The following is a 23,463-nucleotide window of genomic DNA, read 5'->3' as shown; positions in this document are numbered from 1 at the left end:
CGATGAAAACTATCAAGACATTTGGCAAGACGTTCGGGCTTGCTGCCGTTTTTTCCGTGGCCGCCTTTGCCGGCGCCGAGGCGCATGTGACCTTCCTCGACAGAGAGGCGACGCAGGACAGCACCATTCTCGCCGCGCTGCAGGTGCCGCATGGCTGCGACGGCAAGGCGACCACGGAAGTGCGGGTCAAACTGCCGGAAGGCTTCGTCTTCGCCAAGCCGCAGCCGAAGGCCGGCTGGGAACTCGAGGTGATCAAGGGCAACTACCGGAAGACCTACGATAATCACGGCGACACGGTGAAGACGGGCGCGATCGAGATCCGCTGGAAGAATGGCAATCTCTCCGACGATTTCTACGACACCTTCGTCATCCAGGGTAAAGTATCGGGCGTCGAGGCCGGCACCTCGCTCGCCTTTCCGGTGACGCAGATGTGCGGCGACACGGTCACGGCCTGGGATCAGGTGGCCAAGGAAGGCGGCGACGCGCATGGGATGAAAAGCCCGGCGCCGCTGTTGAAGGTCGTTGCCGGTGAAGACCATGGCCACGATCATCACGATATGGCCGGCATGGACATGTCTGGTATGGCGGGCATGGGCGCTGCTGCACCGGCCGGCGACACGGTCAAGGCCGGTGATCTCGAAATCTCCGGCGGGTTCGCCAAGGCAATGCTGCCCGGCCAGCCGGTCGGCGGCGGCTTTTTTACGGTGAAGAATAACGGCCAGGCGGACGATCGCCTGGTGTCGGTCAGCTCGTCTGCAGCTGGGGAGGTTCAGATCCACGAGATGGTGACGAAGGACAATGTCATGCGGATGCGCCAGCTGAAGGACGGCATCGCCATCGCCGCCGGCCAGACGGTCAAGCTCGAGCCCGGCAACCTGCACCTGATGTTCCAGAAGGTGAAGACGCCGTTCAAGCAGGGCGATACGGTGCCGGTGACGCTGGCCTTCGAAAAGGCCGGCAAGGTCGACCTGGTCCTGCAGGTGCTCTCCGCCCAGGGCAAATGAGTGCAGCGATTCGAAGTGCTACAGCGTCCTTTGCGCGTCTGAAAGGACGCGCGGCGCTGTCGTTAAAACAGAAAAGCCCGCGACTGCAATGAACTGACCCCCGAGGTTGGATGTCCAACTTTCGGGGGTCAGTTCATAACTGCGGTCGCGGGCTTTCGTTTGGAAGGCGATGGCCTCAGAAATCTTCGTAGGATCGCAGCGCCTGTTTCAGGCCGGCCTGCGGCTGGCGGTTGCCTTTGGCCATCAGGTCGAGGGCCACTTCGGTCGACTGGATGATGCTGGAGGGCTCGTCTATTTCCTCAGTGCCTTCGGCCTTCAACTGCCGGTCGGCAATGCGACGCGCATCGCGGGCGGCGTTGCTCGTCGCAACTCGCTGCGGGATTCGGAGCGAGTCGAAGGCAATGGCGGCGGTGCTCGCCGATATGGACAGGAGCTGGGTCATGCCGTCAGCGTATCGGCACGACCTTGGCGCCATTATAAAAAAATCATCGGCATTTTACCGGATGGTAAGAATTCATTCCTTCTCGATTGGAATCGCTGCGGAGTTGCGATAAATCCGGCTGATGATCCAGGCTCTTCTCGTCGCCGTCGGCGGCGCTATCGGTTCCCTTCTCAGATATTATGTCGGCCAATGGGCGCTGAGACTCATGGGTCCATCATTTCCCTGGGGCACGCTCGCCGTCAATGTCGTCGGCTGTTTCGTCATCGGCGTCTTCGCCGAACTGATCGCGCGGAAGTTCAACGCTTCGGTGGAGCTGCGCCTCCTGCTGATCACCGGCTTCCTCGGCGGCTTTACAACCTTCTCGGCCTTCTCGCTGGATGCGATCTCGCTATTCGAGCGCGGCGAGGCTGTCGCCGGCGGCATTTACATTGCGGCGAGCGTCGGGCTTTCGATGGCGGCCGTCATCGCCGGCCTTGCCGTCATGCGCGCTTTGGCCTGATTTCTTTTCCGGTTTCCGTTTTGCGCGAAAATGCTCTAAAGGCTGCGGCAAGAACGCCGGCTTGGCCTGCGCTGCAATTTCCGAAAGATTTCTTATGGCTGGCATAGAACATATCAAGGTTGAACCCGATGAAGCCGGCATGCGGCTCGATCGCTGGTTCAAGGTGCATTTTCCTGGGCTCGGCTTCGGTCCGCTGCAGAAGCTCTTGCGCTCCGGCCAGGTGCGCGTCGACGGTGGACGTGTCAAATCGGATGCGCGCGTGCAGCCCGGCCAGACGGTGCGTGTGCCGCCGATGGATGTCGATGCGAAGCTGAAATCCGGACCGATCGCCGGTAAGGATCTCAAGCATTCGACCGATTTCGAACTTCTGTCGCGCATGGTGCTGCACGAGGACGAAAAGGTGATCGTGCTCAACAAGCCCCCTGGTCTTGCGGTGCAGGGTGGCTCGGGTGTGGCCAGGCATATCGACCAGATGCTCGAAGCCTGGACCAGCCCGAAGGGCGAGAAGCCGCGGCTCGTCCATCGTCTCGACCGCGACACATCGGGTGTTCTCGTCATCGCCCGCACCCGCGGTGCGGCACAGAAACTGACGGCTGCCTTCCGCGAGCGCGATACCAAAAAGACCTACTGGGCGCTGGTCAAGGGCGTGCCGCGCAAGCACGAGGACAAGATCTCGACCTGGCTGGTGAAAGAGCCGACCGCCGACGGCGATCGGATGCGCATCGCCAAGCACGGCGAGGACGGCGCCGACCATGCGATTTCCTTCTACCGCGTGCTGGAGACGGCGGCACAGAACCTCGCATGGCTGGAGATGGAGCCCTATACCGGCCGTACCCATCAGTTGCGCGTTCATGCCCTGCATATCGGCCACCCGATCATCGGCGATCCGAAATATTTCGACGACGATCCGAATTGGGATTTTCCAGGCGGCGTCCAGAAGAAGCTGCATCTGCACGCGCGTCACATCGACATCCCGCACCCCTCCGGTGGGCGGCTGCGCGTCAGTGCGCCGCTGCCGTCGCATATGGTCCAGACCTGGAATCTTCTTGGTCTCGACCTCGCCGGCGCTGAGAGGGACGCCGAATGAAACTTGCCCTTTTCGATTGCGACGGCACGCTGGTCGACAGTGCTGCGCTGATCCACGAAACCATGCGCAGGACCTTCGACAAGTTCGGCAAGCCGGAACCGCGATTTGAAGACACCAAGGCTATTATCGGCCTGTCCCTCGATATCGCGATCGCCCGCATGCAGGGCAGGCCGCATGTCGAGCAGCAAGACATCGACATGACGGCGCATTACAAATCTTTGTTCTCGATCGTGCGTCAGGATCTTGACTATAAGGAGCCGCTATTTGCGGGCATTCGCGAGATGATCGACGCGATCAGCGGACGCGATGATCTGCTGATCGGCGCGGTGACGGGCAAATCCAGGCGCGGGCTCAAGCTCGTGATGGAGACGCACGGTTTCGACAAGCATTTCATCGTCGCACGCACCGCCGACGATTGCCCCTCCAAACCGCATCCGGCCATGGTGACGGAATGCTGCGACGAAACCAGCATGAATGCTGCCGACACCATTGTCATCGGCGATGCGGTTTACGATATGCAGATGGCAAAGGCCGCCGGCGCCAAGGCGATCGGCGTTGCCTGGGGCTATGCCAGCGTGGATGAGCTGATCGCCAACGGCGCCGATGCGATCGCCTACCATCCGAACGAGATATTGCGTCATTTTTCCTGAGGTGAGCCCATGCGCGATCTGCTGAACGACCTTTCCGAAGGCCTGAGCCATCCCGATCCCATCCGCCGCGCGCAGATCCAGATGAAGAAGCCGCTGCCGAAGCGTTTCTATACCGATGTCTCCGTTGCCGAGCACGAAGGTGGTTTTGCGATCACGCTCGACGGCAAGATGGTGCGCACGCCGGCGCGCCAAGTTCTCGCAGTACCGACCGAGGCGCTGGCGCGGCTTGTTGCCGCCGAATGGCAGGCACAGGGCGAGGAGATCAATCCCCTGAGTATGCCGGTGACGCGGCTCGTCAATACGGCGCTCGACGGCGTTGCCGCCAACGCGCAGGCGATCTTCGAGGATATATTGCGTTTTTCATCCAGCGACCTCATCTGCTACCGCGCCGAGGAACCGGAACTGCTGGTCGAGCGCCAGGCCGAACGCTGGGATCCCGTGATCGACTGGGTGGCGACCGATCTCGGCGCCCGCTTCATCCTCATCGAAGGGGTGATGCCGCATGAGCAGCCGCGCGAGGCGATTGCCGCCTTCGCCGTTACGCTCGCGAGATATGATAGCCCGATGGCGCTTGCTGCCCTCCACACAGTCACCACACTGACCGGCTCGGCCATCCTGGCGCTCGCCTTCGCCGAGGGCCGGGTGACTGTGGAGGAGGCTTGGTCGCTTGCCCATCTCGACGAGGATTGGACGATCGAGCATTGGGGCAGCGACGAGGAAGCCGAGGAGCGGCGGGCCAAGCGCTTTGCCGAGTTCAAAGCCGCAGCGGATGTTTTTTTCGCCCTAAGCGCCTGAAACATATTGCCTTCCAATGCATTATGACGAAGTCTGCGACTCCAACGGGGTGGTGCGGGATTTTGCAATGAATTGGCTGAGGTCGTGTTTTTGCCGGGCAACACTCGTCTGTGTCGCGCTCACGGCCTGCGGCAGTCTCTCGGCCACCAAGCCGGCGGCGCCGGTCTATGATGTACGCAGTGCCGTCGTTCTCTCCGGTCCGAACATGCCGGCCGAGCTGCTTTCCGGCATCAACGACCGCGTCAACGCAGCGATCAATGCCACCGTGCGCGACACCGTGCTGCCACGGGTGGTGCTGACGATCCGCGTGGTTTCCATCCAGAAGGGTCTCGGGTTCCAGAAGGACCGCAACGTCGCCAAGATCAGCATCGACGCAGCCTCGGTCGAGGATGGCTCGGTCATCGCCGTCAGCGCCTTCGACGTCACCAGTATCGCTGCCGATCCCAAGCTTGCCGACGAGATCCTGGCCGAGGACGCCGCCGCAAGGATACGCTCGGTTTTCTCGCTTAGCGGACGCAGCCGCTAGAACAAAATCTACCGCCGGATTGCCGCCCGCAGCGGCGAGGGAGATCGCATGAAGGAAATTCTCGAAGAGCTGGAACGACGCCGCGACATCGCCCGCCTCGGCGGCGGCAAAGCCCGCATCGACGCCCAGCATAAGCGCGGCAAGCTGACGGCGCGCGAGCGCATCGACCTTTTTCTCGACGAAGGCTCCTTCGAGGAGTTCGATATGTTCGTTGAACATCGCTCCACCGATTTCGGCATGGACAAGAGCCGTATCGCCGGCGACGGCGTCGTCACCGGCTGGGGCACGGTCAATGGCCGCACCGTCTTCGTCTTCGCCAAGGACTTCACCGTCTTCGGCGGCTCGCTGTCGGAAGCGCATGCCGAGAAGATCATGAAGGTGCAGGACATGGCGCTGAAGAACCGCGCGCCGATCGTCGGCATCTATGATGCGGGCGGTGCCCGCATCCAGGAGGGTGTGGCGGCTCTCGGCGGTTATGCCGAGGTATTCCAGCGCAATGTGCTCGCCTCCGGCGTCATTCCGCAAATCTCGGTGATCATGGGTCCTTGCGCCGGCGGCGACGTCTATTCGCCTGCCATGACCGATTTCATCTTTATGGTGCGTGATACTTCCTATATGTTCGTCACCGGGCCGGACGTAGTGAAAACCGTCACCAACGAGACGGTGACGGCCGAGGAACTCGGCGGCGCCGTGGTGCATACGGTGCGCTCGTCGATTGCCGACGGCGCCTATGAGAACGATGTCGAAACGCTGCTGCAGGTGCGCCGGCTGATCGATTTCCTGCCGCTTTCGAACACGGCGCCGCTGCCGGAGATCGAATGTTACCAGTCGGTGACAGAAATCGATGCCTCGCTCGATACGCTGGTGCCGGCGAGCTCCAACAAACCCTACGACATCAAGGAACTGATCCGGAAGGTGGCGGACGAGGGGGATTTCTTCGAGATCCAGGCAAGCTTTGCCAAAAACATCGTCTGCGGCTTCGGCCGCATCGAAGGTTCCACCGTCGGTTTCGTCGCCAACCAGCCGATGGTGCTGGCCGGCGTTCTCGACAGCGACGCCTCACGCAAGGCGGCCCGTTTCGTGCGCTTCTGCGACTGCTTCAATATTCCGATCGTCACCTTCGTCGACGTGCCGGGCTTCCTGCCGGGTACGGCGCAGGAATATGGCGGCCTCATCAAGCACGGCGCCAAGCTGCTTTTCGCCTATGCCGAGGCGACGGTGCCGAAGCTTACCGTCATCACCCGCAAGGCCTTCGGCGGCGCCTATGACGTGATGGCGTCGAAGCATCTGCGCGGCGACCTCAACTATGCCTGGCCGACGGCGCAGATCGCCGTGATGGGCGCCAAGGGCGCCGTCGAGATCATCTTCCGCAAGGATATCGCCGATCCGGAGAAGATCGCCGCGCACACGAAAATGTACGAGGACAGGTTCCTCTCGCCCTTCGTCGCCGCCGAGCGCGGTTATGTCGACGAGGTGATCATGCCGCATTCGACCCGGCGGCGGCTGGCGCGCGGTTTGAAGATGCTGCGCAACAAGGATCTCGCCAATCCGTGGAAGAAACACGACAACATTCCGCTTTGACATTTTCCGCCGAATAAAGCTGTGGCCTCAGGTGTTTAACTGCTGTCGAAAAAGTGAACAGCCGTCAGCGATCCGTGTGTTCAATCCTTGCCGAGGACAAGCTAACGCTCGGCTCTTATTGTTTTAAAGGAGAGGTTTAATGTCAAGTTTCGAGCGTCTTTCTGCCTATCGCCCCTATGGGCTGGCCGCTCTCAGAATCATCACCGCCCTGCTGTTCATCGAGCATGGCACGATGAAGCTTTTCGGTTTCCCGGCTTCGCAGATGGCGGGCTCGCTGTCGCCGCTGATGCTTTTCGCGGCCTTTCTCGAGCTTGTCGGTGGCATCCTTATTCTCGTCGGCCTGCTGACGCGCCCTGTCGCCTTCCTGCTGGCCGGTGAAATGGCGGTCGCCTATTTCATGGCGCATGCGCCGAGCAGCTTCTTCCCGGCCGTCAACCAGGGCGACGCGGCGATCCTGTTCTGCTTCGTCTTCCTCTATCTGGTCTTCTCCGGTCCCGGCGCTTTTGCCGTCGATAACCGCAAGACGGTTTGAACGACGGACTGAGGGGCGTCGGCAGCGCCCCTCGATTTCATATCAGGCGGTAAGCTTGAGACCGGCGATGCCGGCGACGATCAGCGTGATGCAGGCAAGACGGGAGACACTTGCCTCATCGCCAAGCAGCCAGATGCCGAGGAATACGGTGCCGACCGTGCCGATGCCGGTCCAGACCGCATAGGCGGTGCCGATCGGCAGGTGCTTCACCGCCAGGCCGAGCAGCACGATGCTCACCACCATGGATATGACGGTCAGCGCCGTCGGCAGCGGCCGTGTGAAACCCTCGGTATATTTAAGGCCGATTGCCCAGCCACATTCGAAAAGACCGGCGAGAAAAAGCAGAAACCAGGCCATGCGACTCTCCTTGTTCAAGAGCGAGGCCGTCCCCGCGACGGTTGCATCCCAGAGGATGCCGCAGTCGTCTGCGATTGCGCCTATATGCGTGAGGAAATGGCCGACTTCAAGGTAGGAATCGGCATGGCTGCCATGCCACCCGTTTCTTGCGGCCTATAGCGCCGCGCGTCTTTTAGACGTGCAAGGACGCCGTAGCACCTTTAGTTGCTGCATCACGGCTGCCCGCCAGCCTCCGCGGCAAGGCTTTTGGCGCGGCGGCAGAGACGATCGAAGGTTTCGAGGAAGCGTGAGCGGTCCTTCGGGCTGAAGGCTGCGTTGTAGCCCTTGCTCTCGCCGGTTTCGCGCAGGTGCGCGCCGAGATCGCGCATGGCGCTCGCCATGCCGATATTGGTCTGGTCGAAGACGCGTCCCGTGGGACTGCTGACGAAGGCGCCGGTCGCGACGCAACGCACGGCGAGCGGCACATCGGCGGTGACGACGACATCGCCCGCGCCGGCGCGTTCGGCGATCCAGTTGTCGGCGGCATCGAAGGCATTGGAGACGATGACGTTGTGGATCATCGGATCGCGCGAGGGGCGCAGGCCGGAATTGGCGACGAAGGTGACTTCGAGGCCAAGGCGTTCCGCGACCCTCAGGATTTCCGGCTTGACCGGGCAGGCATCGGCGTCGACATAGATCATGGCAATATCCTCATGCCGGCTGCGTGGCCGGCTGGCGGACCATATCGATGTGGGGAATGCCGTCTTCCAAATATTCCTGCGATGTCCCGATAAAACCGAAGGATTCATAGAAGCGCCGCAGATGGGCCTGCGCCGACAAGGCGATGGCATTTGCCGGATAAAGCCGCTCGCAGGCGGTGATCGCTTCGCTCATCAACGCATCGCCCAGACGCTTGCCGCGATGGGCAGGCGAGACGACCACGCGACCGATCTTCGACGCATCCTGCGGCTTATGCGGTTTCAGGATCCGCGCCGAGGCCAGCAGTTCGGCGCCCTCCAGCAGCCGCAGATGCAGGGCATCGATATCCTTGCCGTCGAGTTCCGGGTAGGGGCAGTTCTGCTCGACGACGAAGACGTCGACGCGCATTCTCAGGAGGTCGTAGAGTTCCCGCGCGGAGAACTCGTCGAGACCCTTGATGTCGGTTGTGTAGGTCGTCGGAGCCATCATTTGACCACGCTGCGGATGCTCTCGCCGGAATGCATGAGCTCGAGGTTTTCCGTATATGTACGACGGGAACGTTGACTTCAAGCGAGGAAACGGTTGCTCCTGTTTTGCTAATCTTCGCGAAGGTACTGATGAAAGTTCAAGCCGTACGCATGAGAAGCCTCGGTCGGAGGCTGCTGCGGTTCGGTGGAGTAAACATAGATTCGCTTGGACGCGCTAAATCCCAAATCCCGACCAATCGTCACGATCATATCAACAGCTTGGTCATTGTCGATCGCCCAAGCTTGTATGGTAAAGAAGGCTGCCGAGCCCGCCGTGGTACCGAAGTCCGGATTGGAGTTTATGATTTCTCCCTCTGCAATAACGGTAAAATGGCGGAAAGCAGTTTTCAGCTTTCCGTATCGTAGTTTCAATTTCCAGTTCTTTAGCAAATCCATATACGATCAAAACCAGGTTTAAGCTGCGAATAGACATCCGGATTGCATCAGCTCACAGCCCCTATTGATGTCATCCAGCGGTATGGGATGGGTGGTCATTGCGTCGATCTCGATATTGCTTTGTCACGGCCAATCTTCGCTAGGCGGTAGGCCGAGCGCGGAAGGTCTGGCCTGCCACTTTTGCCTCACGCAAATTCCATGATCACGGCATCGACGGCCAGGCTTTCGCCGGCTGCGGCATTGATCTTCGAGACGACGAGATCGCGGTCGGCGCGCAGCACGTTTTCCATCTTCATCGCTTCGACGATCGCAAGCGTCTCGCCGGCCTTGACCTCCTGGCCCTCGGCCACCGCGATGGCGACGACGAGGCCGGGCATCGGGCAGAGCAGGAGCTTGGAAGTATCGGGCGGCAGCTTCATCGGCATCAGCCTGTCGAGCTCGGCATGACGCGGCGAAAAGACCTTGGTCGTCACTGAAAGCCCCTGCCAGTCGATACGCAAGCCGTTCAGAACGGGACGGATCTGCGCGGTGATGTCGCGACCGCCGACCTTGCCGCTCCAGACTGGCTCGCCCGGTCTCCAATCGGTGACAACATTCTGGCTCTCGCCTTCTATCGCCCCCTCGATCGTCATGTCCATATCGAAGGGGATGGTGACGAGGCCGTCGAGCAATCTTGCCGCGACGTGGTTGTCGCCGATCTTGACCACCCAATCCTCGCGCAGCGCGCCTGCTGCGGCGCGCAGGCGATCGGCGAAACGTTCGCGGCGGTTGGTCTCGATCAGCGAGGCGGAAAGCGCGATGCCGGCAAGCACGGCCTCTTCCGCCGGGTCCGGTTTCATCGGCGCGAAACCATCGGGATATTCCTCGGCGATGAAGCCTGTGGACAGCCGGCCCTCGCGCCAGCGCGGATGTTTCATCAGCGCCGACAGGAAAGGAACATTGTGCTCGATGCCATCGACGACGAAACCGTCGAGCGCCTGACCCATGGCCTCGATCGCTTCCAGCCGCGTGGGTGCCCAGGTGCAGAGCTTGGCGATCATCGGATCGTAATACATCGAGATCTCGGCGCCTTCGAAGACGCCGGTATCGTTGCGGACGACGGCATTGCCGGTCCTGCCTTCCGCCGGCGGCCGGTACCGCGTCAGGCGGCCGATCGAGGGCAGGAAGTTGCGATAGGGATCCTCGGCATAGAGCCGGCTCTCGATCGCCCAGCCGTCAAGCCTGATATCCTTCTGGGCAAAGGGAAGGGGCTCTCCCGCTGCGACACGGATCATCTGCTCGACGAGATCGATGCCGGTGACGAGTTCGGTCACCGGATGCTCGACCTGCAGGCGGGTGTTCATTTCCAGGAAATAGAAATTGCGGTCGCGGTCGACGATGAATTCGACGGTGCCGGCGCTCTGGTACTCGACGGCTTTCGCCAGCGCCACCGATTGTTCGCCCATCGCCTTGCGGGTTTTCTCGTCGAGGAAGGGTGAGGGCGCCTCTTCCGCGACCTTCTGGTTCCGCCGCTGGATTGAGCATTCGCGCTCGCCGAGATAGACGACGTTGCCATGGGCATCGGCGAGCACCTGGATCTCGATATGGCGCGGCTCGACGACGAACTTCTCGATGAAGACGCGGTCGTCGCCGAACGAGCTTTTCGCCTCCGAGCGGGCGCGCTCGAAGCCGTCGCGCACTTCCGCCTCGTTCCAGGCAATGCGCATGCCCTTGCCGCCGCCGCCGGCAGACGCCTTGATCATGACGGGATAACCGATCCCGCCTGATATTACTTCCGCATGGGCGGCATCCTCGATGGTGCCGAGATGGCCGGGCACGGTGGAGACACCGGCGGCATTGGCGAATTTCTTCGATTCGATCTTGTCGCCCATCGCCATGATGGCCTTCGGCTTCGGGCCGATGAAGACGATGCCCTGCTTTTCCAGTTCAGCGCAGAAAGAGGCGCGTTCGGACAGGAAGCCGTAGCCCGGATGCACCGCCTCGGCGCCGGTTGCCTTGCAGGCGGCAATGATCTTTTCGGCAACCAGATAACTCTCCGACGCCGCGGCCGGGCCGATATGAACGGCCTCGTCGGCCATCTCGACATGCAGCGCGTCCCGATCCGCATCCGAATAGACCGCAACGGTCAAAATGCCCATGCGGCGCGCAGTCTTGATCACGCGGCAGGCGATTTCGCCGCGATTCGCGATCAGGATTTTCTTGAACATCGAGACTCCACCCAGAAATGCATCCCGGAGTTTTACGCACAAAACACCGGAACGCACAATCAGGCTTGCGGAGCGTCAGGCGACGGCAGCTCCTGCGACGGGTTCCTCGTCGACGATGCGCAGCCAGCGGCTGCGCCGCGGCTCGGCATAGTCGCGCAGCTCGACGGCGGCCATGATCCCCGCCCAATGCGGATGATTGGCACCGGCGAGCGTTGCCTGCTCAATCTGCTGGAGGACGCCGTATTCGATCGACGAGACCGGGATGATGCCGCCTTCGGCGACGCTTCTGAATAAGCGCATCGCGTAATCGACGTCCTGGCGGGTGATGCTCCGGCGATCGATGGCGCGCGACAGCTTGTAGCCACCGATATTGTCGGTGATCGCCAGGCGGAGCTGATCGAGGGCGAGCGCTCTCAACTCACCGGGAACGTTGGCCGAAACCTCCATGACGTGGAGAATGAGTTCGAGCTCGAGCGCCGAGTTGACGACACCATCGGTCGTGAACATGCGCATGATCCAGGCGACATTGATTTCATCCAGCGAGCCCTGCGGATAGGTGTAATGGACAATGAAACCGGCGAGCTGCTCCACGAAGAAAGCGTTCCAGTCGGCACATTTTTCAGGGCAGGAATTGTTGAGCGCCAACATCGCCACGACATCGTCGGATGTCCGGATACCCTCGGGAAAACTATGTTTGCGCAGCAATACTATATCTTCGGCCGTCAGCCGATGCTTGCCGGCCACCACACAGGCCGGAAAAGCGAGACGAAATTCGCTCATGTTTTAACTCCAGGCTTCATCATGAAACCGGAGACAGTTTTACCGCCTGCGAATTGACGATCCCTCAAGAAGAGGAGTTAACCCGATATCCCCGGGGTCAGGAAGATTTTAACGATTGCGCCTGCAGCCGCTCGCGCCAGATGATGAAGAGGCCTGAAGCAACGATGATGAAGATGCCAATCCATTTGGAAAAGCTCGGGAAATCGTTGAACAGCGCATAGCCGAGAACGGTCGCCGAGATGATCTCGAAGTACTGGAACGGCGCAAGCAGCGACAGCGGCGCGAGCCGGAAAGCCCGGACCACGAGCATATGCGCATATCCCGAGATCGAGCCAAGGGCGAGAAGCAGAATTAGGCCGAGGCTGGAGGAGGGCAGAGAGACGGCAAAATCGGCATTGCCGGAACTGTTGCCGAGAAGAAGGGCGGCCGCCATGAAGACCGTTCCGCCGATGCCGGCCATCGTCTGCATGGTCAGTGGCGAATCGGCCTCGCCGATGGCGCGGTTGAGGAAGAGATAGAGCGAGAACAGAAAGGCGCAGGCGACCGGCAGCAGCGCCTTCAGGCCAAAAATCTCGTAGCTCGGCTGAATGACGATCATCGCGCCGCCGAAACCGACGACGATCGCCGTCCAGCGCCGCCAGCCGACTTTGTCACCGAGAAACAGCGCCGACAGGGCGGTCAGCATGAAGGGCTCGACGAAATAGATGGCGAAGACATCGGCAAGCGGCATGTATTTGACGGCAACGAAGAACAGCAGGCTTGCAGCACCATGCAGCACACCGCGTAGCAGGTTCATCCACGGCCGTTTGGCCGAGAGCGCCTTCAGCCCGAAAAGGGCAAAGAGAATCGGCAGGGTGCAGGCGATCTGGAAGAAGAATCGGTAGAAGGTGACCTGACCCGGCGACATCGCCTCGAAGGTCGCCATATATTTGGCGATAGCATCCATGGTCGGCAGAATGAACATGGCGCCAGCCATGATGGCCATGCCCTGCAGGTGATTTTGATGGGGCTCTGACATGGCTGCTGATTCTTGCGAGGATCATGCCATCAACCACGGCAGGGGCGGGCGATCAAGCCGAGCACCGCGAAGAGGTCAGACTTCGTTCGCCGTTTCGCCGAAAATCTGTTCGAAGGCGGCGCGCAGCCTAATATCGGCGTCCGCCATCATGACAGGCAGGCCGAGATCGACGAGGCTGGTGACCCCATAGGCTGATATCCCGCAGGGCACGATGCCGCCGAAGTGATCGAGATCGGGATCGACGTTGAGCGACAGGCCATGGAAGGTCACCCATTTCCGCAGCCTGATGCCGAGGGCGGCGATCTTGTCCTCGGCCATCGTCCCATTGGCCAGCAACGGCTTTTCCGGCCGGCGCACCCAGACGCCGACGCGATCCTCGCGCCGTTCGCCGCGCACGTTCATCATGTCAAGCGTGCGGATGACGACATCCTCCAGCGCAGCGACGAAGGCACGCACATCCTGGCGCCGCCGTTTCAGGTCGAGCATGACGTAGGCAACGCGCTGGCCGGGTCCATGATAGGTATATTCGCCGCCGCGTCCTGTCGCAAAGACCGGAAAACGGTCGGGCTGGACGAGGTCTTTGGCATTGGCACTGGTGCCGGCGGTATAGAGCGGCGGATGCTCGACGAGCCAGACAAGCTCATCGCCGCCATCTGATATCGCCGCCACCTCGCGCTCCATAGTCTCCACCGCCTCTACATAGGGAACGAGGCCATCGGCGATGCGCCAGCGCACCGGCCGGGTGCCGAGTTGCGGAAGCATGGAGAATTCGAGATCGGTACGAAGCATGGCCATTCCTTGCCGCTCCGCTGCAACGACAGCGAAAAAGGTGGCGGCAGGACAGCTATATGGACCCGTTTCGGAGGCAATTCAAATGACGTGAGCGGTTTTAAAAAAAACTGTCATATCGCCCTTGTGCACCCCAGATGCTTTTGGTACATGCTGCCCCGCCGACGCAAATCGGCACCTACCACGATGCGGTCGTGGCGGAATTGGTAGACGCGCAGCGTTGAGGTCGCTGTGGGGCAACCCGTGGAAGTTCGAGTCTTCTCGACCGCACCAAAAGTGTTTAAAAAACCCTCGTGACCATTTGGTTCTACGAGGTTTTTTTATGCCTTTATTTCTGCGGATATCTCGTCGAGCGCAGATGTCCGCGATGGCTGCATGCCGAACGTTCTTTACTCCTTCATGAATTGCGATAGTGCGGCGAAGTCATCATGCAAATGGCCGGATGCGATCGCTCGCCGGAAGATCTTATCATAGCCGTCGACCACCGAACGGTCGATCTTGCGCGCTTCCATCAGTTCCAGAAGATGCTGGAAGGCGCCGTAGTGCGGCGAGATCGATGAGAGTGTTTCGTCATCGCTGGCAAAACGTCCAGCGCTGGTCCGTTTGATAAGGTCGGCAACCAATCCTTCGACGACGGGCGCTGTCGCGGTCCATTGCCGTGCCAACTCACCGAGGTCTATCCTCTCGGCTTGAGAGACGGCGATCGCGTTCAGCGTTCCGAACAGTGCACCCCACATCAGGGCCAGCAACGCGCTATCAAGTGCGTTGGCGAGACCTGGCTCCTCCCCGATATGCTGGGCATTGCCGCTGAGTGCCTGAAAGACGTCCCTGTTTGAATCGAAGACCTCTCTTGGTCCGGAAAGCAGTATCGTGCCACCATCCGTGCCGATGAAGTCCGGAGTGGCCATGATCGCCCCATCGAGGTACCTGGCCCCACGCTCAACGATCCAATGGCTTGCTTCGCGTGCACCATGCGGCGTTCCTGACGTGAGTTCCACAACCAACTTGTCGCGAATGGCTGACGCTATGGACTCGTTGCGCAGAAGTGCGGCGGTTGCAGTGTAGTCGCTGACGTTCACGATGATGATCTGTGCGGCCTGAATAGCCTCCAGGACGGACGCCGCAACGGTGGCGCCGATCGCGGCCAAGGGCTCGGCCTTTTGTTTCGTCCTGTTCCAGACCGTTGTGCGATACCCCGCCCGGACCAAGGCGCGGGCTAGCGCCGATCCCATACGTCCCGTCCCCAAAATGCTGATTGCAGGCTTCATGACTACACTCCATATCCATTGGCGCGATGCGCCGTGCTCTTGTCACCACGGGCAAAGGTTATGGAGGGATGCGCGGCGCACAATACACACCGAGGCGTAAGTGGTTACCGGACGGTTAGGAGGACATCATGAGCAAGCCCACGGATAATTGCGGCTTCGCGGCCGCGATCAAGATGATCGAAGGCAAGTGGAAAGTGGATATCCTTTGCGAGCTAGGAACGGCGTCGCGCAGGTTCGGCCGGCTGAGGCAGGCGATTCCCGAGATCAGTGAAAAGATGCTGGCGCAGCAGTTGCGCGAATTGGAGGCTGACGGACTTGTCGATCGAAAAGTCTATCCGGAATTGCCGGCGAAGGTCGTCTATTCGCTAACGGAGCGCGGCATAGCGCTCAACACCGCAGCCGACGCCCTATGTCGTTGGGCCGAGCAATTTAGCCCTGTCGCCGAGGCTTCGACCCAAGTCTATGCAACTCCTGCATCATTGTAAAACGTCAGGTAGAAGCGAAAAGCAGACGGCAATTTCGTGAGAGTTGCGGTGCCAACGGGCAGACGAATGCACGAAAGAAAGGGCCGATTTCGGCCCTTTCTTTCTGCCAATCAATGCGTTGCGCGGCATGCCTCGGTGCGGGAGGCGCCGCTGTCTGCACCCTTGGTGTGGGAGCCCTTCGGGCCAATCATGCTGTGGCATGGGGGCAGGGGGTTGATACTGGCCGTTGCGCTCTTGTCGACGACAGGAGCCGCCATGGCGCTTGGGGCAAAGCCGTCGCTATCATTGGTGTAGTCGCTGGAATAGGCCGGCGCCTTGCGGCTGCTGTAGTGGACCGGAGCCGGCTTTGCGACCGGGCTCGGAGCAAAGCCGTCGCTGTCGTTGGTGTAGTCGCTGGAATAGGTCGGCTGGGCGAAGGCAGCGCCTGCAAGGCTGACGGCGAACAGGGACGCGGCAAGGGCAAATTTGATGCGCATGGGTCTATCTCCTCAATCTGCTGTTGAATTCCACAACAAAAATTAACCCTCGGCACTCACGAGTTCGCGCCCCAATTCAGGCAATTTTGTGATAATACGGCGACACAGCCGCGACCATTTGTCCGAATGAAATCACAGTGTTGTCAACGGAATTGACGCTCTCGTGACAGAAGCCGCCTAACAGAAATTGGCGATTGGTCTCGTGAATAAGACAGCTGGTGCTACAATCGTAAATTGTTAACTTTTGGTAATGTTGAGAGGGCTCGTCAGGGAGGCGGCCGCCGCCTCCCGTTGATAATCTCCGCCTTTGCGTGAAGTCAGTCTTCGTTCGGGATATGCGCGTCGACACCGGTCAGCTGCAACTTATTGCGGACATGATGGACGCCGTCGACCGAAAGCGCGCCGAGTTCGACCTTGCGGGCGATGCCGATCGTCTCCACCGATCCTTCCAGGGTAACGACGTGACCGTCTGCATGAACCTCGACGCTGTCGATATCGACCTCGGGAATGTTTTCGAGATTGTCGTTCACCCGCGCTTCGAGGTCGTCGCTTTCATCACGGTCGATCATATCGGCGCGCAGCGAATCTCTCAGGCGGTTCTCGTTGCCGTCTTCATCCGTGCCATCTATCCGGAAGCCTTTGTTGGGATCGCTGTCGAAATTGGCCGCGGTCTCGCCGTAAGGACGATTTTCCGGGCCGCCGGTGCCGGCGCCGCTGCCATCGGCATAGGGCCAGCCTTCGTCGAGATTGCGCTCTTCGAGGTCGCGATAATCTTCCTCCCGGGAAAGCTCAGGCTTCTCCCGGGAAAACTGGGTCTTGTCACCGATCCTTGCCATTGCATTTGCTCCTTGTTTCTCTGCTGGAAACGCCGGCAGCGGCGAATGGTTCGGCATGGACGGTGATTTGTCGGCCGTGATTGTCAGCCCTGGGCCTTCTCCCATTTCTTCACGAGACGGTCGCGCTTCAGCCGTGAGAGGCGCTGCAGCCAGAAAATGCCGTCGAGCTGGTCGACTTCGTGCTGGATGCAGATTGCGAGGAAATCTTCCGCAGCGTCCTCGTGCACGGCGCCCTCAGCATCCTGATAGCGGAAGCGGATCGCCCGCGGGCGGGTGATCTCGTCCGTCGCGCCGGGCATCGAGACGCTGCCTTCGGCATGGCTCATCGTTTCCTTCGAAAACCAGGTGATATGAGGATTGACGTAAAGGCGCACGCCGTCGGCCTTGTCGAGTTCCAGCACCGTGACACGGCTGAAGACGCCGATATGGGCGGCGGTGATGCCGACGCCTGGGGCTGCGCGCATCGTCGCCAGCAGGTCATCGGCGAGTGCTGTGAGCGAGGAATCGAAGACCGTCACCGGCGCGCAGACAGTCCTCAGGCCCGGATGCGGATAACGCAGAATCGGACGGATGGGCATGGGGCGGGCTTCCTCTGCGTGGACGGGTGAGGAAACTATCGCCGGCCGTGGGCATTGTCATCATGAAGCAAGGTTTGCCGCTTTACGACACGGATGCTTTGGGCTAGCAGGGGCCAAGAATTCCGGTTGCGGGAGCCTCGCGCGGGATTCGCTTATCCGCTTGTTGATAATGTGTTTTCGGCCGACATTTGCGAATGCGGCGCGGCAGTCGTTGAAATTCGAACCAGATGCGAGGGCGGCAGATGACGACGACCGATGGGGACGACCGTATTCGCAGGCGTCCCGATGACGAGGAAGCCGATATCTACGACGAGGACGGCAATGTCCGCGGCGATTTCCTGGCGCTCGTGGGTGCCGCGATCGCCGACCGCGATACGCTGTTCCTGCGCCAGAATGTTGCCCGCCTGCATGAATCCGAAATAGGCGACCTGCTGGAATCGATCCAGCCGGATCAGCGCCTGGCGCTAGTGCGCCTGCTCGGCGACGATTTCGACATGACGGCGCTGACCGAGGTCGACGAGGCGATCCGCCGCGAAATCGTCGACCAGATGCCGAACGAGCAGATTGCGGCAGCCATCGGTGAGCTTGATTCGGACGATGCCGTCTACATTCTCGAAGACCTCGACAAGGAGGATCGGGAAGAGATCCTCGCCCAGCTGCCGTTCACCGAGCGAGTGCGGCTGCGCCGGGCGCTCGACTATCCCGAAAGCTCGGCCGGGCGCCGCATGCAGACGGAATTCGTCGCCGTGCCTCCATTTTGGACGGTCGGCCAGACGATCGACTACATGCGCGATGAAGAGGATCTGCCCTATTCCTTCTCGCAGATCTTCGTCATCGATCCGACCTTCAAGCTGCTTGGCGCCGTCGATCTCGACCAGATCCTGCGCACCAAGCGGCAGACGAAGATCGAGCAGATCATGCGTGAGACCAACCATCCGGTTCCGGCTGAGATGGACCAGGAGGAGGCGGCCCAACTCTTCGAGCAATACGACCTTCTCTCGGCCGCCGTCGTCGACGAAAACGGCCGGCTGGTCGGCGTGCTGACCATCGACGACGTGGTCGACGTTATCCACGAGGAGGCGGACGAGGACATCAAGCGCCTCGGCGGCGTCGGCGACGAAGAGCTGTCGGACAATGTGCTCTCGACGGTGCGTTCGCGCTTCCTGTGGCTTTTGATCAACCTCGGCACTGCGATGCTGTCGGCAAGCGTCATCGGCCTGTTCGATGCATCGATCGAGAAGATGATCGCGCTTGCGGTGCTGATGCCGATCGTCGCGTCGATGGGCGGCAATGCCGGCACGCAGACGATGACGGTGACGGTGCGCGCGCTCGCCACCCGCGATCTCGACATCTACAATGCCGGCCGCATCATCCGCAGGGAGGCGGGCGTTGGCATCCTCAACGGCATCGTCTTCGCGACGATCATGGGCGCGATCGCCGGCACCTGGTTCCACGACTACCAGCTCGGCGGGGTGATTGCGGCGGCGATGATCATCAATCTGATAGCGGCAGCCCTTGCCGGCATCCTGCTGCCGCTGCTGCTCGACAAGATGGGGGCCGACCCGGCGATCGCCTCTTCCGTCTTCGTCACGACGGTGACGGACTGTACCGGCTTCTTCGCCTTTCTCGGCATCGCCACCTGGTGGTTCGGCATCTGAACCGCTCAAAATTGACTATTACGTAAAAGTCAATATTATCGTCTGTCCGACGACGGGGAACACATGCCGGTGAACAAGTTTTATAGCATAACGGAGCTGACGCGGGAATTCGGGGTCTCGACGCGCACGCTCCGCTTCTACGAGGACGAGGGATTGATCCACCCGGAGCGGCGCGGGCGCACGCGTCTGTTCCGGCAAGCCGACCGGCGGCTGATCGGGGAAATCCTGCGCGGCCGGCGCATCGGCTTCACCATCGCGGAGATCCGCGAGATCATCCAGGTCTACAAAGAGCCGCCGGGCGAACTCGGCCAGCTGAAACTCCTGATGAAGCGCGTCGACGAGAAGCGCGACGACCTGCGCCAGAAGCGCAAGGATATCGACGACACGCTGGCGGAACTCGACTCTATCGAAGAGACTTGCCTCGGCCGCCTCGCCGAAATCGGCGTCAACACCTGAAAAGCGCCGCAGAGCGATTGCCGGCCTTTATTGCGCCTCGGCGCTGCATTCGGCGGCGATCGTCTGAACCCGCTTGTCGTTCTGTATATCGATCGCGCCCGCCTGCAGCGGCGTGAACAGGGCTTGCGCCTGCAATTTCCCCAGCGTGCACTGGCAGAAGCTGTGGCAGAGCGCTTCGCCTTGCTGCATGACGCAAGAGGCGTTGCATTGCCTTAGGTAAGTTGCGACCGGATCAGGGGCTTGCGGCGGGATGACGAGGGAAATCCCATAGGCGATGCCGATCAACACCGGCTGGTGGATAAGATAGAAGGCAAGGCTATGGCGGCCGAGCCTTGCCGACCACCAGGAGCCGGTGCCGATGGCGGCAAGCCGTTGCGGCAGCCTGGTTCTGATGGCGATCGAGGCGATACTCAATCCAGCGAAGAAGGGCGTTGCCCAGGGGAACAGCGGGACGTAGTCGTTGGACCGTTCCGGCGTCACGGCAAGACCGATCCAGGCGAGATATCGCGGATCGAAGAAGGATGAGCGAAGCAGGCCGGGTGGCCCGAAATTATCGGTGATCCAGGCGGCAAAGAGCACCAGCGTGGCGACAAGCGTGAAGGCGAGCGGCAGTCTCAAAAAAACGACGCCGATGAGCGTGAGCACCGCGATACAATGCAGGATGCCGAAATAGATCCACTCGTTCGGCATCGCGATCCGCGTGGCGATCGAGATGAGCGCGGCTGCCGCGGCGATCATGCCGAAGCGCTTCCAGAAGGAGGGCCAGCGAATCTCGGGCGTGCTCGACAACACCAGGCTGATGCCGACGATGAAGAGAAAGGTGGTGGCGATCGCCCGGGCATAGATCTTCAGCCAGCCGGTCTCGGCTGTGCCTGGCGCGAGATAGCCCATGAACTCCATGTCCCAGCTGAAATGGTAGCTCGCCATGGCGATCAGCGCGACGCCGCGCGCTGTATCCAATAGACCGATGCGCGGCGGTTTTGCCGCCGCGTCGGCTTCCCTTTCCGGCAATGTCATCAAAGTCCCTCGGACAAATCATTTCCGTCGCTCGACGGCCTATCGCGGCGAATAGCAGAAAGGTGGAGATTTGATGGCGGGCCGGTATCCATAATCGCCAGTCGCGCTTGCGAGAAAAATTGCCGGCGTGTCAGCACGAAGATGACGATCGCCGTCGTCAGCATGAAGACATAGGGGTTGATGAACCAGCCGAGATAGCCGATCGACAGGAAGATCGCTCTGAGGCCCTCGTTGAAATTGCTGCCGGCAATGACATTCATGCGGATGACGCGTTCGGCCGCCCGCTCGGCGGCGATGATGTCGCGCTCGGTGTCACGCATCATCGGGATCGAGCCGAAGAGGATGGTGCAGTAGTTGAACAGCCGGTAGGACCAGCCGAATTTGAAGAAGGCATAGCCGAAAAGCGCTGCCAGGCCGCCGACCTTCATCTCGAAGACGGCATGGCCGCCATGGAAGACGAAGGGCAGGTCGGCGAAGACGGCGTCGACCTTCTCCGTCGCGCCGAGCAAAGCAAAGCAGCTGCCGATCGCGAAGATCGAAGTCGAAGCGAAGAAGGCGGTGCCGTTCTGCAGGCCGGCCATGATCTGCGTGTCGATCATCTTCAGGTCGCGGCGCAGCGAATTGTAAATCCATTCCCGGCGCCGTTCGGTCATCGCATGGGTCAGGCTGGTGCGCCCGAAGAAGGTACGGCCGTGCAGCAGCCAGGAATAGCCCATCCAGACAAAGGCAAAGAAAGCCAGAGCGATATAATCCGCCGTCGTCATCAGTGATTCCGTCTCCGCATGAACGCGGCCACTATGCCGCAAGTCGGATTATGCCGCATGGCCGAGTTCGGCGGCTTTACGCGGGCTTTCGGCCATCCGGCAGTTCGGCATAATCGAGCCGTCGGGAAACGACAAGGCTTTGTGGATAGCCGACCGGCCTCTTCTGGAGGGAGCGCCGAAATCCGTCTTGTCAATCGGGCCTGCATGGCAACCGGTAGACGAGCTACCGTGTTAACCGCTTGTAAAGTTGTGATGGCCAAATTGTTCAGGACTGTCCTGAACACCTGATTCAAAAGTGACCGATGAGCCGGCCGGATTACATTCCCAGTCTCGATGGCCTGCGCGGTGTCGCTGCGCTTCTGGTCGTTGAAGCCCATATTGGCTTTATCTTTCCGATCACAGCTCCGCATCTCGTGACACTGGGCGACGAAGCTGTCGGTTTGTTTTTTGCTCTCAGCGGCTTCCTGATGGCTCATCTCTACGGCTCACGGCCGCTCACGAGAGAAAACGTGCTTGATTTTCTTGTGAGCCGCTTTGCCCGAGTCTATCCGGTTTATCTGGTGGCCGTCATTTTTGTGGCGATGCTGTCGAGCATGCAAAATCTAGATTTTGTTCAGCCGATCGTTGGCAGCACGGATTTTGTCCGTCATGTCTTTCTTCTCGGCTCGAGTGGCGTTTTCTGGTCGATACCACCCGAAATCCAATTCTATCTGCTCTTCCCCGTCCTGTGGCTTTGCTTGGCCCAGCCGCACCGCTATAGCGGAATGATTGTGGGCCTCACCGTGGTCGTCGTCGTGGATGGCCTGGTTGAATTGCCTGGCCCGGGAATAATGCTCGTCTCCAAGCTCCCGTATTTTCTTTTCGGCGCACTTGCCGGAATGATGCATTCCTACTGGAAGAGCTGGATTCCATCTGCGCTCACAGGAGTTTCAACGCTTTTCCTCCTGGCGGTGTTCTTCGCTTACCGACATATCTTGCCCGGCTTTTCCCCTGAATTCTGGGGCCTGCAAAGTGCGGTGGCCGCAGCCGTCATTGTCGGGCTCGTCGCTCGACAGCCTCCCATCTCTGCCCGTGTCCTGGCAGCTGCACCAGTACGGTTTTTCGGAAAGATCAGTTTTTCACTTTACCTTTTCCATGTCCCCATCATGTTCCTGGCGCGTCTGACTTTTGATGCCTTGATGCCCGAACCGGCGCTCGTCGTGGTGACGCTTTGCGTTGCGGTGGTTGGGGCATGGTTCATCCACGAGACGATAGAGGTTCCAGGCCGGCGGCTGCTGGTCCGGCTATGGCAGGATAATCGCCGGCGTCTGGTTTCGCGCAAAACTCCGGCCGACCAAATGGACCGCGCAATACTCGACCTGCAGGAGATCGAAAAGCGCCTGCTGAGCGGCGCAACGTCAGCCAAGGCCGATCAACGACAAATCTCAACGGCGGCCGAACCCCGGGATGGAGCCGATGGCACGATCATTCAAGATGATCGCGACGAGAAGCTTCGCGCATAGCGCAGATGCACGTTTGTGTGACCCACTTTCAAATTGTTTTGCCTGAGGATAAGTTCGCGAACATGAAAGGTGCGCTTGTCATTCATCGACTGCTCTTGTTTGTCGCCATGCTCGCGATCGTTATCGGTCCGATGAGCATCGGGCTGGCCGGCAGTGCTATGGCGTCTTCGGGTGCCGCAACGATGGAGGGTATGGCAAGCGCCATGCCCGGCATGCAGATGGCGAAAGATATGCCCTGCTGCCCGGACGAGCAGCCTGTCAAGCCGGATTGCGACAAGGGATGCCCCCTGGCCCTGGTTTGCACGACCTCGATCTCGGCCCACGCTCCCGAGAGTCACGGTTGGTCGTTCGCCATTGAATGGCAGTCCCACCGCTACGACCTCTTGCCGACGTCGCAACTGATGTCCGCGCTCGTCGAGCCTCCGGCCCGACCTCCGAAAGCCTGATCTCAATCCATTTTTGAGCATGCCTACGGTTCGCGTCAGACGCTTGACTGCGTCTGTGCTGATCCCACGGCGATCATTTTTGACCCGAGGACGCGATCCAGACATCCGT

Annotated in this window: 28 protein-coding genes and 1 tRNA gene; 14 read left to right on the top strand and 15 right to left on the bottom strand. The window is 60.4% G+C overall.

What is annotated here, in order from left to right; all coding sequences use genetic code 11:
- Window positions 1–2: 2 nt before the first annotated feature.
- Window positions 3–1,004 (top strand): DUF1775 domain-containing protein, encoded by a 1,002-nt coding sequence (locus G9X68_RS12185; RefSeq protein WP_168317026.1) that lies wholly within the window; start codon window positions 3–5, stop codon window positions 1,002–1,004.
- A gap of 175 nt (window positions 1,005–1,179) precedes the next feature.
- Here G9X68_RS12185 and G9X68_RS12180 read toward each other — a convergent pair whose 3' ends face one another.
- The gene (locus tag G9X68_RS12180) at window positions 1,180–1,446 is read right to left on the bottom strand and encodes a hypothetical protein (RefSeq protein ID WP_168317025.1); all 267 of its coding nucleotides are present in this window, start codon (window positions 1,444–1,446) and stop codon (window positions 1,180–1,182) included.
- Between the two features lie 121 nt (window positions 1,447–1,567).
- On the opposite strand from G9X68_RS12180, the gene crcB reads away from it, so the two are divergent.
- From crcB to G9X68_RS12145, 7 genes are all read left to right on the top strand, one after another.
- Window positions 1,568–1,945: a fluoride efflux transporter CrcB gene (crcB, locus tag G9X68_RS12175; protein WP_168317024.1), complete on the top strand. Its 378-nt coding sequence runs from the start codon at window positions 1,568–1,570 to the stop codon at window positions 1,943–1,945.
- A 94-nt stretch (window positions 1,946–2,039) separates the two neighbouring features.
- Window positions 2,040–3,032, top strand: a complete 993-nt coding sequence (locus G9X68_RS12170; RefSeq protein WP_168317023.1) for an RluA family pseudouridine synthase — start codon at window positions 2,040–2,042, stop codon at window positions 3,030–3,032.
- A complete protein-coding gene (locus tag G9X68_RS12165; protein ID WP_168317022.1) occupies window positions 3,029–3,682 on the top strand; it encodes an HAD-IA family hydrolase in 654 nt (217 codons plus the stop codon). Before G9X68_RS12170 ends, G9X68_RS12165 begins: the two co-directional genes overlap by 4 nt.
- 9 nt (window positions 3,683–3,691) lie before the next feature.
- The gene (locus tag G9X68_RS12160) at window positions 3,692–4,477 is read left to right on the top strand and encodes an ATP12 family chaperone protein (RefSeq protein WP_168317021.1); all 786 of its coding nucleotides are present in this window, start codon (window positions 3,692–3,694) and stop codon (window positions 4,475–4,477) included.
- Between the two features lie 67 nt (window positions 4,478–4,544).
- A complete protein-coding gene (locus G9X68_RS12155) occupies window positions 4,545–5,003 on the top strand; it encodes a calponin homology domain-containing protein (RefSeq protein WP_168317020.1) in 459 nt (152 codons plus the stop codon).
- 48 nt (window positions 5,004–5,051) lie between these two features.
- A complete protein-coding gene (locus tag G9X68_RS12150) occupies window positions 5,052–6,584 on the top strand; it encodes an acyl-CoA carboxylase subunit beta (protein WP_171602564.1) in 1,533 nt (510 codons plus the stop codon).
- Window positions 6,585–6,723: 139 nt separating this feature from the next.
- Window positions 6,724–7,116 carry a DoxX family protein gene (locus tag G9X68_RS12145; protein ID WP_171602563.1) on the top strand — a complete coding sequence of 131 codons (393 nt, stop codon included), beginning with the start codon at window positions 6,724–6,726 and terminating at the stop codon, window positions 7,114–7,116.
- 42 nt (window positions 7,117–7,158) lie between these two features.
- On the opposite strand, the gene sugE is transcribed toward G9X68_RS12145, so the two are convergent.
- The 8 genes from sugE to lipB all read right to left on the bottom strand — a co-directional run bounded on the left by sugE (window position 7,159) and on the right by lipB (window position 13,874).
- Window positions 7,159–7,473 (bottom strand): quaternary ammonium compound efflux SMR transporter SugE, encoded by a 315-nt coding sequence (sugE, locus tag G9X68_RS12140; protein ID WP_003559670.1) that lies wholly within the window; start codon window positions 7,471–7,473, stop codon window positions 7,159–7,161.
- A gap of 212 nt (window positions 7,474–7,685) precedes the next feature.
- Window positions 7,686–8,153: a YaiI/YqxD family protein gene (locus G9X68_RS12135; protein WP_171602562.1), complete on the bottom strand. Its 468-nt coding sequence runs from the start codon at window positions 8,151–8,153 to the stop codon at window positions 7,686–7,688.
- 10 nt (window positions 8,154–8,163) lie between these two features.
- On the bottom strand, window positions 8,164–8,637 hold the full coding sequence (locus G9X68_RS12130; RefSeq protein ID WP_168311371.1) for a GNAT family N-acetyltransferase: 474 nt from the start codon (window positions 8,635–8,637) through the stop codon (window positions 8,164–8,166).
- A gap of 110 nt (window positions 8,638–8,747) precedes the next feature.
- A complete protein-coding gene (locus tag G9X68_RS12125) occupies window positions 8,748–9,074 on the bottom strand; it encodes a hypothetical protein (protein WP_171602561.1) in 327 nt (108 codons plus the stop codon).
- A gap of 185 nt (window positions 9,075–9,259) precedes the next feature.
- On the bottom strand, window positions 9,260–11,281 hold the full coding sequence (locus G9X68_RS12120; protein WP_171602560.1) for an acetyl-CoA carboxylase biotin carboxylase subunit: 2,022 nt from the start codon (window positions 11,279–11,281) through the stop codon (window positions 9,260–9,262).
- 75 nt (window positions 11,282–11,356) lie between these two features.
- Window positions 11,357–12,061 (bottom strand): hypothetical protein, encoded by a 705-nt coding sequence (locus tag G9X68_RS12115; protein WP_171602559.1) that lies wholly within the window; start codon window positions 12,059–12,061, stop codon window positions 11,357–11,359.
- Window positions 12,062–12,158: 97 nt separating this feature from the next.
- Window positions 12,159–13,079: a DMT family transporter gene (locus G9X68_RS12110; protein WP_171602558.1), complete on the bottom strand. Its 921-nt coding sequence runs from the start codon at window positions 13,077–13,079 to the stop codon at window positions 12,159–12,161.
- Between the two features lie 75 nt (window positions 13,080–13,154).
- Entirely contained in the window at window positions 13,155–13,874 is a 720-nt protein-coding gene (lipB, locus tag G9X68_RS12105; RefSeq protein ID WP_171602557.1) for a lipoyl(octanoyl) transferase LipB, read from the bottom strand.
- Between the two features lie 182 nt (window positions 13,875–14,056).
- On the opposite strand from lipB, the gene G9X68_RS12100 reads away from it, so the two are divergent.
- Window positions 14,057–14,141: transfer RNA gene (locus G9X68_RS12100), tRNA-Leu, on the top strand.
- A 116-nt stretch (window positions 14,142–14,257) separates the two neighbouring features.
- Here the strand turns inward: G9X68_RS12100 and G9X68_RS12095 are convergent.
- Complete coding sequence (locus G9X68_RS12095) at window positions 14,258–15,136, bottom strand: NAD(P)-dependent oxidoreductase (protein WP_171602556.1); 879 nt, start codon at window positions 15,134–15,136, stop codon at window positions 14,258–14,260.
- A gap of 128 nt (window positions 15,137–15,264) precedes the next feature.
- Between G9X68_RS12095 and G9X68_RS12090 the strand changes: the two genes are divergently transcribed.
- Window positions 15,265–15,621: a winged helix-turn-helix transcriptional regulator gene (locus tag G9X68_RS12090; RefSeq protein ID WP_171602555.1), complete on the top strand. Its 357-nt coding sequence runs from the start codon at window positions 15,265–15,267 to the stop codon at window positions 15,619–15,621.
- Between the two features lie 110 nt (window positions 15,622–15,731).
- Here G9X68_RS12090 and G9X68_RS12085 read toward each other — a convergent pair whose 3' ends face one another.
- The 3 genes from G9X68_RS12085 to G9X68_RS12075 form a co-directional block, all read right to left on the bottom strand.
- Window positions 15,732–16,097: a hypothetical protein gene (locus G9X68_RS12085; protein ID WP_171602554.1), complete on the bottom strand. Its 366-nt coding sequence runs from the start codon at window positions 16,095–16,097 to the stop codon at window positions 15,732–15,734.
- Window positions 16,098–16,414: 317 nt separating this feature from the next.
- Window positions 16,415–16,933 (bottom strand): BON domain-containing protein, encoded by a 519-nt coding sequence (locus G9X68_RS12080; RefSeq protein ID WP_171602553.1) that lies wholly within the window; start codon window positions 16,931–16,933, stop codon window positions 16,415–16,417.
- An 83-nt stretch (window positions 16,934–17,016) separates the two neighbouring features.
- Window positions 17,017–17,511: a peptide deformylase gene (locus tag G9X68_RS12075; protein ID WP_171602552.1), complete on the bottom strand. Its 495-nt coding sequence runs from the start codon at window positions 17,509–17,511 to the stop codon at window positions 17,017–17,019.
- Window positions 17,512–17,753: 242 nt separating this feature from the next.
- On the opposite strand from G9X68_RS12075, the gene mgtE reads away from it, so the two are divergent.
- On the top strand, window positions 17,754–19,169 hold the full coding sequence (gene mgtE / locus G9X68_RS12070) for a magnesium transporter (protein WP_168311363.1): 1,416 nt from the start codon (window positions 17,754–17,756) through the stop codon (window positions 19,167–19,169).
- A gap of 63 nt (window positions 19,170–19,232) precedes the next feature.
- Window positions 19,233–19,625 carry a MerR family transcriptional regulator gene (locus G9X68_RS12065; protein ID WP_168311362.1) on the top strand — a complete coding sequence of 131 codons (393 nt, stop codon included), beginning with the start codon at window positions 19,233–19,235 and terminating at the stop codon, window positions 19,623–19,625.
- Window positions 19,626–19,652: 27 nt separating this feature from the next.
- On the opposite strand, the gene G9X68_RS12060 is transcribed toward G9X68_RS12065, so the two are convergent.
- Both G9X68_RS12060 and G9X68_RS12055 read right to left on the bottom strand, forming a co-directional pair.
- Window positions 19,653–20,642, bottom strand: a complete 990-nt coding sequence (locus tag G9X68_RS12060; RefSeq protein WP_171602551.1) for a heparan-alpha-glucosaminide N-acetyltransferase — start codon at window positions 20,640–20,642, stop codon at window positions 19,653–19,655.
- Window positions 20,642–21,406 carry a DUF599 domain-containing protein gene (locus G9X68_RS12055; protein ID WP_003539916.1) on the bottom strand — a complete coding sequence of 255 codons (765 nt, stop codon included), beginning with the start codon at window positions 21,404–21,406 and terminating at the stop codon, window positions 20,642–20,644. Before G9X68_RS12055 ends, G9X68_RS12060 begins: the two co-directional genes overlap by 1 nt.
- Window positions 21,407–21,708: 302 nt before the next feature.
- Between G9X68_RS12055 and G9X68_RS12050 the strand changes: the two genes are divergently transcribed.
- Both G9X68_RS12050 and G9X68_RS12045 read left to right on the top strand, forming a co-directional pair.
- Window positions 21,709–22,908 (top strand): acyltransferase family protein, encoded by a 1,200-nt coding sequence (locus G9X68_RS12050; protein ID WP_171602550.1) that lies wholly within the window; start codon window positions 21,709–21,711, stop codon window positions 22,906–22,908.
- 62 nt (window positions 22,909–22,970) lie between these two features.
- Complete coding sequence (locus G9X68_RS12045) at window positions 22,971–23,354, top strand: hypothetical protein (RefSeq protein WP_171602549.1); 384 nt, start codon at window positions 22,971–22,973, stop codon at window positions 23,352–23,354.
- Window positions 23,355–23,463: the final 109 nt, after the last annotated feature.

The sequence above is a fragment of the Rhizobium changzhiense genome (genome assembly GCF_013087625.1).
GTDB classification, from domain to species: Bacteria; Pseudomonadota; Alphaproteobacteria; order Rhizobiales; family Rhizobiaceae; genus Rhizobium; species Rhizobium sophorae.
This window is presented reverse-complemented; position numbering and strand designations above follow the sequence as displayed.